Raw genomic sequence first — 15,090 nt, 5'->3', positions numbered from 1 at the left:
CGACTGGGCGACGGTCTCGTTTTCCTGACAAGGTATCGCCATGGTTGAACCCGCCCGCATGCCGGATGGCGCGCCCGTGCCGGTCGGCGTGGTCGATCTGATCGGCCATACGCCGCTGGTGCAGCTGACGCGCTATCTCGGGCGCGAGGATATTGTGCTTTTCGCCAAGCTCGAGGCGGCCAATCCCGGCGGCTCGGCCAAGGATCGCCCGGCCCGGCACATGGTCGAGCAGGCCCTGGCGCGTGGCGATATCACGCGCGAGTCCACGCTGGTGGAGTCGTCGTCGGGCAACATGGGCATCGGCCTGGCCCAGATCTGTCGTTACCACGGGATCGCGCTGATCTGCGTGGTGGATGTGAACGCACAGGCACAGAACGTGGCGATCATGGCGGCGCTGGGGGCCACGATTCATCGTGTGAGCCAGCCGCTGGCCGGGGATTTTCTGGCTGCGCGCATGGCGGCCGTCGAGCAGATCGTGGCCGAGACATCGGGCGCGGTCTGGCTCAACCAATACATCAATCGCGATAACCCCGGCGCCCATCAGATCGGGGCGATCGTGGAGATCGATGCCGCCATGGTCGGGGCGATCGATACGCTGTTCGTGGCCACTAGCAGTACCGGCACCGCCCAGGGCTGTCGCGATTATCTGGCCGAGCAGGGCCGCGATACGCGCGTGATCGCCGTGGACGCGCAGGGCAGCACGCTGTTTGGTGGGACGGCCGGCACGCGTTTCATTCCCGGCATGGGCGCCGGGCGCGAGCCGGGGCTTGCCAAGGGCCAGGTGTTTTCACGCGTGGTACGTGTCGGCGACGGTCGCTGTGTGGCCGGCTGTCGCCGGGCGGCCGAGCGCGAGGCGCTTTTAGTGGGCGGCTCGGGCGGCGGCGTGCTGGAAGCCGTGCGCGGCCTGGCCGACGAGCTGGCCGGTCAGCGGGTCGCGGTCATTCTCCACGACAGCGGCACGCGCTATCTGGATACGATCTTCGACGACGCGTGGGTGGCCCACAAACTCGGGCTCTCACCGGCCGATATCCGCCGCATGATCGACGATATCGATGCCTGAGGCGGATCCCACTCGAGCGATCGCTATCGTGGGCGGCGGCCCGCGCGGGCTGTTTGCCCTCGACTGCCTGTGTGGCTGGGCCGCGCGTTATCCGCATCGCCGCCTGGCGATCACGTTGCTTGACCCGGCGGCCCGGCCGGGGGCCGGGCCGGTTTACGATCCGAACCAGCCGGACTATCTGTTGATGAACTTCGCCGCCGGGCTGATCGATGCCTGGGACCGCTCGTTTGCGAGCAACGCACAGCGTCCTGCATTGGTGGACTGGCTGGCCCGCACGAACTCGGCCAGCGCCGATCCCGGCGCTTATGTGCCCCGGGCCACCGTCGGGCGCTATCTCATGGCCTGCTACGAGATACTGGCGCGCGGCTTGCCGGCCAACGTGCGCCTTGTGCACCGACAGGCCTTTGTCGACGAGGTCAGCCGCTGCGGGGCGCGCTGGCAGATCGCGGGCGCCGGCCATACCGATCGGGCCGATGAGGTGTTGATCACGACCGGCCACCAGGCCTGGCAGAGCAAGCCGGGCGCGCGCCCGGTATCGGTGTTTCCCGCCGCGCGGCTGGCAGAACACGATGACACGCCGGGGGCCGCGCTGCGCTGCAAGGGCTTTGGCCTGACCTTCATCGATGCGGCGCTCGCCCTGACCGTTGGCCGGGGCGGGCGGTTCGAGACGCGTGGGTCGGGGCAGCTGCGCTATCGGGCCAGCGGGCACGAGCCGGCGTGTATCCGGCCGGTCTCGCGCACCGGCCGGCCCATGCTGGCCAAACCGGATCCCGGCGTGATTCAGGCCACGCCCGCCCGCGACGATATCGTCGCCGAGCTGTCGCGCTGGCTGGCCGAGCGGCCCCGGCCGATTCATGATTTCGTCGGCGGTATCTGGCCGGCGTTTTTAACCGCGGCCGATGCCTATATCCAGGCGGCGCCGGGCACCACACGGGCCTGGTTCACCGCCTGGTGTGACACCCATCAAAGCGCCGACGAGGCTCGGGCCACGCTGCGGCAAAGCTGGGCGATGGCCACCGGGCGCTGCCCGCCCGGGCCGGGTGTGGCGCTGGCACTCGTCTGGCGCGGGGCCTATCCCGCGCTGGTGCGTATCGTCAGCCACGACGGGCTCGCGCCGGCGGCCTGGGACGCGTTCCGGGCCGCGGCCACCGAGATGGAGCGGATCGCCTTCGGCCCGGCGGCGAGCAATATCGCGCGCCTGCTGGCACTCATCGACGCCGGGCAGGTGGATCTGTCGGCGCTGGGCGCCCCGGCGGATGCGGCCTGTGATATCGATGCCACCATTGCCCCGCCATATCGCCTGGATCCAGCGGGGCCGTTGCCCGGGCTCGTCGCGCGTGAACGCCTGGCGCGTACGGCCTACGACACGCTGGCCGTGAACGCGCATGGCCGGCCGATCCATGCCCCCAGCGGCCGGCCTGTCGCCGGGCTGGCCGTAATCGGCCGTGTGACCGAGCTGTCGGTGCTGGGCAACGACACCTTGAGCCGGCGCCTGCACGATACGATGCGCGACTGGGCGGCCACGGTGTTCGACGGCCTGGCCCACACAGACCGCCTGGCCTGATGGATGCCATCCGGCCCCGATATGAACGAGCGCCTATGACTGATCTTTCGACCGGCTGCCGGGGCGTGGTGCCCCTGCGCGCCCGGCTTGCCCCGTGGATGAGTGCATGTCTTGCCGAGCATGCCCCGCACGCGCTGCTGGCCCGCTACGGCTCGCCGCTCAACGTTCAATCCACCGTGCCGTTTGTGGCTCATATGCAGGCTCTCGTGGACACGGGCGCCGCCCGGGGGCTGGCACTCACGCCGTTTTTCGCGCGCAAGGCCAACAAGTGCCTGTCGTATGTCAAAGCCGCGCGCGATAACGGCTTCGGCATCGATGCCGCCAGCCTGGCCGAGGTCCAGCAGGCGCTGGATCTGGGCGTCCCCGGCACCCGCATCGTGTGTACGGCCGGGGTGAAACCCGACGCGCTGATCGCGCTGTGCGTGGCCCGCGATGTGACGGTCATCGTGGATAACGACGAAGAACTGGCCCAGCTGTCGGCCCGCGCGGCCGGGCAGGGCACGGTGTGTCGTGTCGGCCTGCGGGTGGCCGGTTTCGAGCACGCCGGGGATACGCTGCATTCACGGTTTGGCTATCACGTCGACAGGCTGGCCACGCTCATCGAGCGCGTGTTGAGCGACCATGCCGATACGCTCGATCTGGCCGGGCTGCAGTTTCACCTGGGCGGCTATGAGCACGGCCAGCGGGCCTCGGCCATCGCGGGTCTGTTGCCGGCGCTAGGCGTACTGGCGGCGCGGCGTCGCGAGACGAATCGCCCCACGTTCATGGATATCGGCGGCGGTATCCCGATGCGCTACCTGGCCGAGCCGGCCGACTGGCCGGCCTATCTGCAGGCCCACGGCGAGGCACTGGACGGCCGGCGCGCCCCGATCACCTACAACAACGATGCTCTGGGCCGGCGGGCCACGCCTACCGGCGGCTGGAGCGCCCCGGATGCCTATCCCACGGGACATGATCTCGTGCAGGCCGACTGGATGGCCGCGGTGTTGGACACGATCCATGCCGGGCGGCCACTGCACGCGCATCTGGCCGAACTGGGCGTGACGCTATGCTGCGAGCCGGGGCGCAGCGTGCTGGATGATTGCGGCATGACGCTGGCCCGGGTGGTTCACGTCAAGACCGATACGGCCGGGCGTCATGTGGCCGGCGTCGAAATGAATCGCACCCAGTTTCGTACCGGGTTTGCCGAGGTGATGTTCGACCCGTGTCTGGTCGCGCATCCAGAGCGTGCGGCCGGCGCGCCGCTTGAGGCGTATCTGACCGGCACGTACTGCACGGAATCCGAGTTCATCTTCAAGCGTCGTTTCGTGTTCGATCAGGGGTTGGCCCGCGGCGACACCCTGGTGCTGGCGAACTCGGCCGGTTATCTCGTGCATTTTCTGGAAAGCCGCTCGCATCAGTTCGAGCTGGCGGCCAATGTCTTTATCGACGCCGACGGGGCACTGGTGCGCGACGGCATCGACGGCTAGCCGGCCCGGCTCACGCTGGGCCACGTCGAATCAATTTGCGCCAACGCGGGCCAAGGCGGCCCGCGCAGCCGATCAGCGCTGTTCGGTCAGTGCCTCGACGGCCTTGTTGGCATCCGCGAAATGATCGCCTTCGAACTCACGCAGTTTGTCGATGACCTCGTCAGGGGCGCCGTTGCCGGCGGCCACGCCCGCCAAGTTACCGCCGGTGGCCGGAAAATTAGCGCCTTCGAAATACTTGGCGAGCTGGGTCGGGTCTTGTTGCATCACGTGCTCCGGGAAGAAAACGACGCGCGGTAGGTCGGCGCGCGCTATCAATCGTCTGTGCTCAAGCCGCGCCTGCCTATCCGTTGCCTTACGGAGCGTCATGCGACAAAGGCCGCATATTCAAAAACCGAGCGATCGCTCTATTTTTGGAGGCCAAGGAGACAGATGATGCAGCAAAGATTCGATTTGACCGGCCGCGTGGCGCTGGTAACAGGCGCCGGCACCGGCCTGGGCCGTGGGTTTGCCATGACGTTGGCCGAGGCCGGGGCCGGCGTGGTGCTGTGTGGCCGCCGCGAGGGCCCGCTGGCCGAGGTCGCCGAGCGTATCCGCGGGGCCGGCGGCCGTGCGCAGCCGGTCACCATGGACGTGACGGATTCGGCCAGCGTGGCCGCGGCCTTCGATAGCGCCGAGGCCGCGTTCGGCTGTGTGGATATCACGGTGTGCAACGCCGGGGTCGCCCAGCCGGCGTTCGCCATGGACCTGGCCGAGGATGACTGGTTGAAGACCATCGAGGTCAATCTCAACGGGGTCTGGCGCGTGGCCCAGGAAAGTGCCAAACGCCTGGCGGCCCACGAGCGCGCCGGCTCGATCGTGAATATCAGCTCGATACTGGGGCATCGCGTGGCCGCAGCGGTCGCGCCCTACGCCGCCTCGAAAGGCGCCGTTGAGCAGCTCACCCGGGCGCTGGCGCTGGAATGGGCACGCTACGGCATTCGTGTGAACGCGATCGCCCCCGGCTATATCGCGACCGAAATGAATCAAGCGTTTTTCGAGACACCGCCCGGTCAAAAAATGATCAGCCGTATTCCACAGAAACGGCTCGGCGATATCGACGATCTGGCCGGCGCGCTGCTGCTGCTGGCCTCCGAGGCCGGTCGTTATATCACCGGCACCACGATCGCCGTCGATGGTGGTCATCTCCAGTCTTCGTTGTAGGCGTTTTATGGATTTTTCTCTGTCCCCCGAGATTGCCGGCTTTCGTGATGCGATTCGTCGTTTCGTTGACGCTGAACTGATTCCGCTGGAAGCCGATCCGGCCAGCTACGACGCGCATGAAAACATCGCCCCCGACCTGTTGGCGCGCATGCAGGCACGCGCCAAGGCGGCCGGGCTGTGGGCCTTGCAGATGCCGGTCGCCCGCGGCGGGCAGGGGCTTTCGATCGTCGGCATGGCGGCCTGCTATGAAGAGATGAACCGCTCGATCTTCGGCCCGGTTGTCTTCAACGCCGCCGCTCCAGACGACGGCAACATGACGGTGCTGGAGAAAGTCGGCACGCCGGCGCAGAAGGACCGGTTTCTCCAGCCGATCGTCGACGGCGATGTGCGCTCGTCGTTCGCCATGACCGAGCCGGCTCCGGGCGGCGGCTCGGACCCGACCATGATGATCACCACCGCCACCCGCGACGGCGATGACTGGGTGATCCACGGCCACAAGCACTACATCACCGGTGCGGGCGTGGCCAAGCATTTCATCCTGATCGCCAAGACCTCGGACGATCCGCGCAAGGGCCTCACCGCCTTCCTGTTCCATGCCGATGATCCGGGCTGGGAGATCGTGCGCCGGATACCCATCATGGGCCCGGAAGAACACGGCGGGCACTGCGAAATTCGTTTCGACGGCCTGCGTATTCCCGATGAAAACCGGCTGATGCAGGTCGGCGACGGCCTGAAGGTGACGCAGATTCGGCTGGGCACGGCCCGCCTGACCCATTGCATGCGCTGGCTGGGCCTGGCCCGGCGTTCGATGGAGATCGCCGCCGATTATGTGGCCGATCGTGAAGCCTTTGGCGTGCGCCTGGCTGATCGCGAGGGCGTGCAGGGCATGCTCGGCGAGGCCGCCATGGCCATCCAGACCGGGCGCCTGCTGACCATGCACGCCGCCTGGGCGCTGGATCAGGGCAGTTTCGCCAAGAAAGAAGTCTCCATGGCCAAGGTCAACGTCTCGGAGACGTTGCACAAGGCCGTGGATACGGCGATTCAGCTCAACGGCGCGCGCGGTTATTCCAAGGACACGGTCCTGGAATGGATCTATCGCTATGCCCGCCAGGCCCGGCTGGTGGACGGGGCTTCGGAAGTCCACAAGATGGTCTTTTCCAAGACGCTGATGGCCGAGGGCACGGATTTCTGGCACTGGCCGGGCCAAACGCCATGACACAGGCCGACTGGTCGCAGCTTGTTCCGAACGCGGCCAATCACGCGCCGCTGTCGCCGGTATCGTTTCTCAAACGCTCGGCGCGGATCTATCCCGACAAGACCGCGATCATCGATGGCGAGGCTCGCCTGACCTATCGCCAGTTCGAGCAGCGGGCCCGGGCGTTGGCTGCCGGGCTGGCCGCCTGCGGCGTGGTAAGCGGTGACACGGTGGCCGTTTTGTCGCGTAACCGCCACGAGATGCTGGAGGCCCGTTATGGCATTCCCATGGCGGGCGCGGTGATGAACCCGGTCAACACCCGCCTGGATGCCGCCACGATCGCCTTCATTCTGGGCCACGGCCGCGCACGGATCGCGATCGTGGACACCGTGTTTGCTCCGACCGTGCTTGATGCCTGTGCCCGGATGGCCGCGCCGCCGGCGCTGGTGTGGATCACCAACGCCGGCAACGCCACCCCCGAGCCCGGCCAGGCCTACGAAACACTGCTGGCCGCCGGGCGTGATGATTTTGCCCCGGTCACGCCGGCCGATGAATGGGCGCCGCTGACGCTGTCGTATACCTCGGGCACCACGGGCGACCCCAAGGGTGTGGTGTATCACCATCGCGGCGGGTATCTGGCCGCCATGAGCAACGCCATGGCCTTCGAGATGACGCAGTCCTCGGTCTATCTCTGGACCTTGCCGATGTTCCACTGCGACGGCTGGGGCTATGTCTGGTCGGTGACCGCGATGGGCGCCACGCATGTCTGTCTGCCGGGCATCGACGCCGCGCGTATCTTTGACGAGATCGAGACACACGGCGTCACCCATCTGTGTGGTGCGCCCATCGTGCTCAACACGCTGATCGGTGCTTTCGATGCGGCCGGCAAGCGGCTGAGCCAGACCGCCATATTCGCCCTCGGCGGGGCGGCACCGCCGGCGGCCGTGATCCGCAAGGCCCAGACCATCGGTTTCGCGATCACCCACCTCTATGGCCTGACCGAAACCTATGGCGCGTCGGCGCTTTGTGTCTGGCAGCCCGATTGGGCAGCGCTGGATACCGAGACACTGGCCGCGCGCATGGCGCGTCAGGGCGTGGCCAATTACGCCATCGAGGATGTCTCGGTGCGTGATGTGAACGGTGCTGCGGTGCCCGCCGACGGCGCCACCATCGGCGAGATCTGTATCCGTGGGCACACCGTGATGGCCGGCTATCTGGACAACCCGGCCAAGACCGCCGAGGCGTTTGCCGACGGCTGGTTTCACACCGGCGATCTGGCGGTCTGTCATCCCGATGGCTATGTCGAGATCAAGGACCGGGCCAAGGACATCATCATCTCCGGCGGCGAGAACATCTCCAGCCTCGAGATCGAGGACGTGCTCTATGATCACCCCGCGATCGTCGAAGCGGCGGTGGTGGCCGCCCCGGACGAGACCTGGGGCGAGGTGCCCTGTGCGTTCGTGACCCTGGCCATCGACACGGCGCTGACCGCCGACTCGCTCATCGATTATTGCCGCGAACGCATGGCCCACTTCAAGGCGCCCAAGCGCGTGGTCTTTTGTGAACTGCCCAAGACCGCGACCGGGAAGATACGCAAGAACGTCCTGCGCGATCGATTCTGAAGCTCACACTACGGCTGGCTGCGCCAGGCCCAGATGCGCGCGCAGCAGCCCGCGCAGGTGGGCGCCGTAGCGCGATACGCTGGTGTTCTGGGCGCGGTATTTGCCGCGTTTGAGATACCAGTCCTGCAACATGGCCTTGGTCATCGAGGCCGTCAGGCGTGCATCGACGGCTGCGAACCGGCCGGTCCCGATACCGTCGACGATGATGTCGTGAAACAGGTCTTCGGTCTCGCGCTCGATGGCGAGTGCATCGGCGCGGTGGGCGGCCGGCAGATGCCGTGCCTCCATGTACGAGAAATAAAACCAGGGCCGCATGGCCTCAGTCAGAAACAGATGGCTGGTCACCGCGGCATCCAGCCGGGCCAGCGGGTCGATGATGCCGTGGGTGAAATCAGCCAGTATCTGGCGGGTGAGCATGAAGCCATGGCTCTGGATCAGGCCGACCAGATCATCCTTGCTCTGGATCAGCGCATAGAGGCCGCCCATGGACAGGCCGGCCTCCTGACACAGTGCGCGCATGCTCATGGCCGCAAACCCGCGCCGATTGGCCAGATGCAGGGTGGCATCGATCAAGCGGGCCAGATTGCGCACGGCCACCCGCTCTTTCTTGATACGGATCATCTGCGGGTTGGCGCGATACAGCGCGCGACAGATCTCGGTCTGTGACAGATCGACCGCGGCCATGAACCGGTCGAAGTCCAGAATATCCGGCGCTGGGCTGTGCGGCGTGGGCATGACGGTCAAGTCTACGACAGTGTTGTTGTCATGAAACCGTTACAGGCCATGTGCAACCTGAGCGCCTCGTTCAAGGGGTAACAGCCCGCGATTGTGCGGTCTGTAGCAGACGAGGGGAAATGATGGGGAATCGGTTATACCCGCTGAGTGGGCTGGCGGCGGCATGTTGGCTGGCCACGGCCGCACCGGCTGCCGAACTGTCGCCGGCCGGTGCCGATCCGGCGCTCGTCGAGTTGCACCGACAGGTCTCGATTGCCGGTGGGGCCAGCTATCTGGACCACGATGAAGCGATTGGCGACCGTCGCGAGCATGACACGGGCTGGTTGCCCCAGGTGCGAGCCAGCGGCGGCTGGCTGTTCGATAACGGCCTGTTTCTCGAGGCCGGCGCGGCCTACAGTGGCGGTGAGACAGACTATGGCCTGTCGGGGGCCGACGCGCCTCGCAACGACCGCGATAGCGATAATGATCTTGTCTCGACCTACGGCAAGTTCGGCTTTTCTGCCGCGGCCTCGGACCGGGTGTTGATCACGCCCTACCTGAGCTACGGCTATCAGCACTGGCAGCGAGACATCAGTTACGGCATCGATTACAGCCGCGATTACGACACCTATTTTCTGGGCGGCGGGGTACTGGCCGATATCGGTATCGTGCATAACTTGATCGCCAGCATCGACCTGATGGGCGCCTCGACGTTTGCCAACGAGCAGACGCTGGATATTCAGGCACCGGGTTTCCGAACGCTCAACGTATCGAGCGATAATGCCCCGCTGGCGCGCGCCGAGTTCAGCCTGGATTATCTGCTGGCCCCGCATGTCCATGTGTTCACGGCCGCGCGCTATACCTATATCTCGCGCGAGACCCCACAACAGGCCGACGTGGCCACGGCCGGCCAAGCGCGAGCCGACTACGATAGCGATACGCACGAGGTAAATCTGAACGCTGGGCTCCGGCTGACGTTCTAAAAAGCCCGCAAGCCAAAGGCCTGCGGGCTGAGGGCGTGTCGCAAGCCGGGCGGATCAGTTGACGGTCTGACTGTCTGGGTCGTTGTTGCTCTGGGGCGTGTTTTTCGTGGCGGCCTGAGGCTTGGCCGTATCGCGATCGCCGGTGTTCGAGCGCTTGTTCTGGCTGTCCATGCGGGCCAGATGTGAGCGGAGCTGCCAGAGTTGCTTGTCGATCCGGTGGGTGATGCCGATCAGCAGATCCTGGGTGACCAGATCGTCGCCGGTCTTGGCGATCCGCTGATAGAGCGCGTTGGACACCGTGGCCCAGTCTTTTTCCAGCAGCGCCAGCGTCTGCCTGGCCGAGCGTTTGGCAACCGGCGGTGCCTTGGGCAGGGCGGTTTTCGATACCTTGCCGGGCCGGCCGTCGGCGGCCTTGCCCAGGGCACGAATCCGCTCGGCGGTGCGGTCGATGGGCGCGCTCAGTGAGGTATAGAGCTCTGAGTAAAACTCGTGCAGCTGATAGAACTCCAGCCCCACGACGTTCCAGTGTTCCTGATGGGCGGCGTGCTTGAGCGCGATCAGGTCATACAAGGTGGCTTGCAGCGCCTGGTTCGAGGCCCGGCGCAGGTCAGCCGAGAGCGGATACTGGGCGTTGTGGCCAACGGTCTTGGACGCTTGCTGGTTCGTTGTCTTGTCGGCCTGGCCCTGGCCCTGGCTTTGGGCAAGGGCCGGTGTGGCAATGCCAGTGGCGATGAGCGAGGCAGCGGTCACGAATGTGCGATAAGTCATGCAATCTCCATGTCAAAGCGCGGGCAAAGATAGACGCCCGGCGTCGAACTACTGGGGTACGCCGAAAAAGCCGGCGTTGGAGGCAATCGTGTTCACCGTGTGCCCGCTAGGGCCTGTTGAGGTTTCATACGAGCGCCGCGTTGGAGACCGCAAATCGTGGCCTGCAAGGCGGGAGTCGCCGCGTCGTGGCGTGCCACGATCTAGACTCGTAACGCCGCAGGGCGCCCATCTTCGATTTTTTATGGGCGGCCCAACCCTTCGGGACAAGCGCTGTTTTGCGGCAATACAGCGTTCTAGTCCACTAGCGCAGAATGACTGCGCGGCACGGGCTACGCCTCGTCTTGCCGCAAAACAGCGCTTGGCGCGGACTCGTATAAAACCTCAACAGACCCTAGAAACAGCGCGGTTTCGGCGAACAGCTGCGGTGCATTCTTTTCCAGTGCTGCAAAATGCGTGGCGTTGCCGATGATCACGTAGCGCTTGGTATCGGTGCCCAGGGCATGAAACAGGCCCAGTGCATCGGCATTGCTTGAGGTGGGATCGGCATCGCCGCGGATCACGAGGGTGGGTACATCGATCGCGCCCGCGTCATAGATCGGGTCTTCATGGAAGATATGCCAGATATCGACCAGTACGCCGTTCGGCGCCTTGACGGTCTTGGCATTCTTGCCGGGTTCGGCGGCGAGCATGTCATCGAACCAGGCCTTGAAAACAGCAGGATCGCGCCAGGCGCCTGGCTCATCCGCGGTGATCTGCTCGGCCCAGCGTTGATCGGCGGCCTCGCGCGTGATCGTGCGATAGGCGCCGATATCGCCCAGGGTGTCCGTGTCGTCGGGGGCGGCCAGTTTGTCGGTCCAGGCCGTATTCGTGGTGCTGTAGACCGGGGCATAGAGCACCAGCCGGTTCAGTTTGTCGCCGTGGCGGGTTGCGTAGAGCCCGGTGGTGACCGTGCCCCATGACCAACCCACAAGATCCACCGTGTCGACATCGCTGTCGCGGCGAATACGCTCGATGACGTCGTCGATATCGGAAACGACATCGCGCGCCCGGGCGAACGGCGGGTTATCGGCGGCCGGGGCCTGCATGGCGACCGGGCGGGTCGAGCGGCCATAGCCACGCACGTCCATGGCATAGACATCGTAGCCACGCGCTGCCATGCGATCCATCCAGCTCGGCCCGCCGGCCACCGGCGTTGCGAACGTGGTGCTGGGATAACTCGCGCCGTGGACGAACAGCACCGCGCGATGCTGATCCGTGTCGCGCGTTGGCGCGGCGTGGCGTACGAACAGCTCGATGTCGTGTGTGCTTTGTACGCGCATCGCGGTGTGGTCGGCGGCAGGCGCGGCGGTCAGGCCGGCCACCCAGCCGATCGTGATCAAACTACAGGTCAGCCCGAAACGAGAGAACGTCATGGCTTATTACAAAAGCGAAGGTGATGACCTGACAGTAGCAAGGCGCTCGGGCCGGCTTCTATTGGCCGATCGGAGAACGAAACAGACCGGCATCATGTGTATGCGTCATGCAGTGATGTTATGACGTACTTTTGTCTAAGTGCATGACTGACAACGCTCTTATACCGTGCCGCCTGCTAGGGCCTGTTGCCGTTTCATACGAGCGCCGCGTTGGAGACCGCAAATCGTGTCCTGCAAGGCGCGAGTCGCCGCGTCGTGGCGTGCCACGATCAAAACTCGTAACGCCGCAGGGCGCGATTTGCGGCCCAACCCTTCGGGACAAGCGCTGTTTTGCGGCAATACAGCGTTTTAGCCCACTAGCGCAGAATGACTGCGCGGCGTGAGCTACGCCTCGTCTTGCCGCAAAACAGCGCTTGGCGCGGACTCGTATGAAACGGCAACAGGCCCTAACAGATCCTGGCGGTTTTTCGGAGGGCGATTTATGCGGCTGATCCCGCGCACGACATCGGCATTGTTCATCGGCATGGCCGGTTTGACGGGTCCGGCGATGGCCGAGACCTCTACCGAAGCGCTCGAGGACCGGGTCAAACGCCTGGAGCAGATCATCCAGGCTGCCGGATTGACGCTGCCCAAGGACGGCAAGCCGCAGGCCGGCGCGAAAACGCCCGACACGGCGGCCGGCGATAACCAGACGGTCGCGGCCAACACCGATAGTTCCACCGATGATGGGTCACAGACCCAGACGCCACGCGCGGATTTCTCTCAGGAGCCGGTGGCCCAGGAGCTGCTGAGTGACGAGGCCGGGGAGCAGGCTGATTTCGTCGCCGCCAAACCGGCCGCAGAAGACAATGACCCGTTGCAGTTCAGCATCGGCGAGCACACCACCGCGGACATCGGCGGGTATGTGAAGGTCAACGCCAATTTCAGTAATTTCAGCACCGGCGACTCCACCGATCGACAGCGCGAGTTGTATACGCCGTCGCGCGTGAACGTCGGCCAAGGCCCGGGCTCGGAGGCCACTGATTTCTCGGCCCGCTGGACACGTATCAATCTGTTGACCAATACCCGGCTCGGCGGCCACGAGATCGAGGGCTATGTCGAGTTCGATTTCTTCGGCGACGATGCCAACGAGGCCACGACGGGCTCATACGGCATGCGCTTGCGCGATGCGATCTTCGAGCTCGACAAGACCTGGCTGTTCGGCCAGACCGACTCGACCTTCATGGATACCTCGGCCACGCCGGAAACGCTGGACCAGATCGGCCCGTCTGAATCCATCAGCCTGATTCGCCAGACCCAGATCCGTTATACCAAGAACAACTTCGCTGTCGCGCTGGAAAACCCGAGCGTGACGGAAGAATTCTTTGATCGTGACACCAACACCGGCACCACAGCCACGCTACAGGAAGAAGACTGGCCTGATCTGGTCGCCGACTATCGCATCGAGCATCGTCTGGGCCATGTCGGCTTTGGCGGCATCGTGCGCCGGGTGAGTAACGAAGGCATCGATGATCCGGTGACCGGCGAGCGTTTCGACGAGGACGCGACGGTCGGTTATGGCTTTCGCTTGTCCGGGCGCCTGAAGGTGGGCAACGGCGGCGACGATCTGCGGTTCTTCTCGACCTACGGCGATGGCCTGGGCCGCTATGTCGCACTGGGTCTGATTCCGGCCGGCACGATCGACGCCGACGGCAACGTGGAGACGATCTCCTATGCCTCGGGGTATCTGGCTTACAAGCATGTCTGGTCGCCGAAATGGCGCTCGAACGTGGTGCTGGGCACGCTCCAGGTCGACAACAACGGGCGTAACGATTTCGGCCCGCGCGACGCAGCCACGCAAAGTGCCTCGAGCTTTCACGTGAACCTGATCTGGAACCCGATCACCCCGCTGTCGTTCGGCGGCGAGTACATCTATGCCGAGCGCGAGATCGAGTCGGGCGCCGACGGCAACCTCGACCGGCTGCAGTTTTCGGCCAAGTACGCGTTCTGATCGGTGTCTTGCCCCGATCGGTGATCGGACGGATAGCCAAGCGGGCCGGGCAGCACGCATAGTCACGCTACTGACTTAAGGCCGGTCGCCCGGCCGGCTATCTACGGGAAACGCACATGGTCTCGTTCATGAATCGCTCGTTCGGTTTTTCGGCGGCGAGCATCACGCCGGATCGGTCGTTTCCCACGGCCGACAACGTGGATCTGGATCGTTATATGCGTGACTGGTATGTCATCGCGCATATTCCGCCCAAGGTGACCCGAACCGCCCACAACTCGATCGAGCGTTATCGCCGCAAGGGCGATGACCAGATCGATGTGACCTTCACGTTCAGAAAAGACGGGCCGAACGGCGCGCATAAAACCATGAACCCCACGGGCTTCGTGGTGCCGAATACCGGCAACGCCGTCTGGGCCATGCAGTTTGTCTGGCCGATCAAGATGCAGTTCGTGGTCTCGTACGTGGACGACGACTACCAGACGACCATTGTGGCCCGCGAGCGCCGGGATTTCGTCTGGATCATGGCGGCCACGCCGCAGATTAGTGACGACGCCTACGATGCCCTGGTCGAGCGGGTGCGACAGATCGGCTATGACATGTCCAAGTTGCGTAAAGTGCCCCAGCAACCGGCCGAGTCACACGTATCACTGGCGTGAGGCGTGCCGATCGATAAGGTGCTACTGCCCGGGCGGGCGCCGGCCGAGCCGCTTGCGCCAGAGCTTGCTGACGATTCCCTGGGCCACGAAGCGCGCCAGTGCGACCGACAGACCGCTGGCGCCGGCCCACAGGATGAGATCGCGCCAGCTGTTGGACGGCTCGGCGGCATCCTTGGGCGGGGTATCGCCGCGCAGTTGCCGCCAGGCCCGATCAGCGCTCTTGCGCGCGACCATGCTGGCGCCGATCACCGCACCCGCGCTGAGCGCGGCCCAGACGATACGCTCCTTGTCAGCCTGATTCATGGCGTGTTGCTCATTGTTGGACAGAACATGAAGTGTGCCACGTCGTGGGCGGCGTGATAGCGCGTATCGCTACGGATCGTCTGAAACCTCAGCACGCCCTAGGTGTTCAGTCCCGCCGTATGATGGTTTGACGCTAACGCAAGAGGTCAAAGCG

Annotated in this window: 14 protein-coding genes; 9 read left to right on the top strand and 5 right to left on the bottom strand. The window is 64.9% G+C overall.

Annotated elements, in window-relative coordinates; genetic code table 11:
• Window positions 1-40: 40 nt before the first annotated feature.
• The 3 genes from SAJA_RS05915 to SAJA_RS05905 are packed head-to-tail and all read left to right on the top strand — an operon-like array spanning window position 41 to window position 4,093.
• Window positions 41-1,060, top strand: a complete 1,020-nt coding sequence (locus tag SAJA_RS05915) for a pyridoxal-phosphate dependent enzyme (protein WP_123657744.1) — start codon at window positions 41-43, stop codon at window positions 1,058-1,060.
• Window positions 1,053-2,624 (top strand): FAD/NAD(P)-binding protein, encoded by a 1,572-nt coding sequence (locus tag SAJA_RS05910; RefSeq protein WP_123657743.1) that lies wholly within the window; start codon window positions 1,053-1,055, stop codon window positions 2,622-2,624. Before SAJA_RS05915 ends, SAJA_RS05910 begins: the two co-directional genes overlap by 8 nt.
• A gap of 35 nt (window positions 2,625-2,659) precedes the next feature.
• Window positions 2,660-4,093, top strand: coding sequence for an alanine racemase (locus tag SAJA_RS05905; protein WP_123657742.1), 1,434 nt, complete (start codon window positions 2,660-2,662; stop codon window positions 4,091-4,093).
• A gap of 72 nt (window positions 4,094-4,165) precedes the next feature.
• Here SAJA_RS05905 and SAJA_RS05900 read toward each other — a convergent pair whose 3' ends face one another.
• Entirely contained in the window at window positions 4,166-4,357 is a 192-nt protein-coding gene (locus tag SAJA_RS05900) for a DUF2795 domain-containing protein (protein WP_184999767.1), read from the bottom strand.
• A 168-nt stretch (window positions 4,358-4,525) separates the two neighbouring features.
• Here SAJA_RS05900 and SAJA_RS05895 point away from each other — a divergent pair, with 168 nt between their 5' ends.
• From SAJA_RS05895 to SAJA_RS05885, 3 genes are read left to right on the top strand one after another with little or no spacing between them, the layout of a single operon-like run.
• Window positions 4,526-5,293: an SDR family NAD(P)-dependent oxidoreductase gene (locus SAJA_RS05895; protein ID WP_123657740.1), complete on the top strand. Its 768-nt coding sequence runs from the start codon at window positions 4,526-4,528 to the stop codon at window positions 5,291-5,293.
• Between the two features lie 7 nt (window positions 5,294-5,300).
• Window positions 5,301-6,509 carry an acyl-CoA dehydrogenase family protein gene (locus SAJA_RS05890; RefSeq protein ID WP_123657739.1) on the top strand — a complete coding sequence of 403 codons (1,209 nt, stop codon included), beginning with the start codon at window positions 5,301-5,303 and terminating at the stop codon, window positions 6,507-6,509.
• Entirely contained in the window at window positions 6,506-8,110 is a 1,605-nt protein-coding gene (locus SAJA_RS05885; RefSeq protein ID WP_123657738.1) for a long-chain-fatty-acid--CoA ligase, read from the top strand. Before SAJA_RS05890 ends, SAJA_RS05885 begins: the two co-directional genes overlap by 4 nt.
• Before the next feature lie 3 nt (window positions 8,111-8,113).
• Here the strand turns inward: SAJA_RS05885 and SAJA_RS05880 are convergent, their stop codons facing one another.
• Window positions 8,114-8,845, bottom strand: coding sequence for a TetR/AcrR family transcriptional regulator (locus SAJA_RS05880; protein ID WP_123657737.1), 732 nt, complete (start codon window positions 8,843-8,845; stop codon window positions 8,114-8,116).
• Between the two features lie 122 nt (window positions 8,846-8,967).
• Between SAJA_RS05880 and SAJA_RS05875 the strand changes: the two genes are divergently transcribed.
• Window positions 8,968-9,807, top strand: coding sequence for a porin family protein (locus SAJA_RS05875; RefSeq protein ID WP_184999766.1), 840 nt, complete (start codon window positions 8,968-8,970; stop codon window positions 9,805-9,807).
• A 54-nt stretch (window positions 9,808-9,861) separates the two neighbouring features.
• Here the strand turns inward: SAJA_RS05875 and SAJA_RS05870 are convergent, their stop codons facing one another.
• Together SAJA_RS05870 and SAJA_RS05865 are read right to left on the bottom strand one after the other, a co-directional pair.
• Window positions 9,862-10,575, bottom strand: coding sequence for a Dps family protein (locus SAJA_RS05870; RefSeq protein WP_123657735.1), 714 nt, complete (start codon window positions 10,573-10,575; stop codon window positions 9,862-9,864).
• A gap of 329 nt (window positions 10,576-10,904) precedes the next feature.
• Window positions 10,905-11,987 (bottom strand): alpha/beta hydrolase, encoded by a 1,083-nt coding sequence (locus SAJA_RS05865; RefSeq protein WP_123657734.1) that lies wholly within the window; start codon window positions 11,985-11,987, stop codon window positions 10,905-10,907.
• A gap of 481 nt (window positions 11,988-12,468) precedes the next feature.
• Here SAJA_RS05865 and SAJA_RS05860 point away from each other — a divergent pair, with 481 nt between their 5' ends.
• Window positions 12,469-13,977 carry a DcaP family trimeric outer membrane transporter gene (locus tag SAJA_RS05860; protein ID WP_123657733.1) on the top strand — a complete coding sequence of 503 codons (1,509 nt, stop codon included), beginning with the start codon at window positions 12,469-12,471 and terminating at the stop codon, window positions 13,975-13,977.
• 128 nt (window positions 13,978-14,105) lie between these two features.
• Window positions 14,106-14,633 (top strand): lipocalin family protein, encoded by a 528-nt coding sequence (locus tag SAJA_RS05855; protein ID WP_245963239.1) that lies wholly within the window; start codon window positions 14,106-14,108, stop codon window positions 14,631-14,633.
• A gap of 21 nt (window positions 14,634-14,654) precedes the next feature.
• Here SAJA_RS05855 and SAJA_RS05850 read toward each other — a convergent pair whose 3' ends face one another.
• Complete coding sequence (locus SAJA_RS05850) at window positions 14,655-14,936, bottom strand: DUF4235 domain-containing protein (protein ID WP_123657731.1); 282 nt, start codon at window positions 14,934-14,936, stop codon at window positions 14,655-14,657.
• Window positions 14,937-15,090: the final 154 nt, after the last annotated feature.

It is taken from the genome of Salinisphaera japonica YTM-1 (assembly GCF_003788585.1).
Taxonomy (GTDB): domain Bacteria; phylum Pseudomonadota; class Gammaproteobacteria; order Nevskiales; family Salinisphaeraceae; genus Salinisphaera; species Salinisphaera japonica.
The sequence above is the reverse complement of the archived record's forward strand: the minus strand, read 5'-3'. Positions and strand labels throughout refer to the sequence as shown.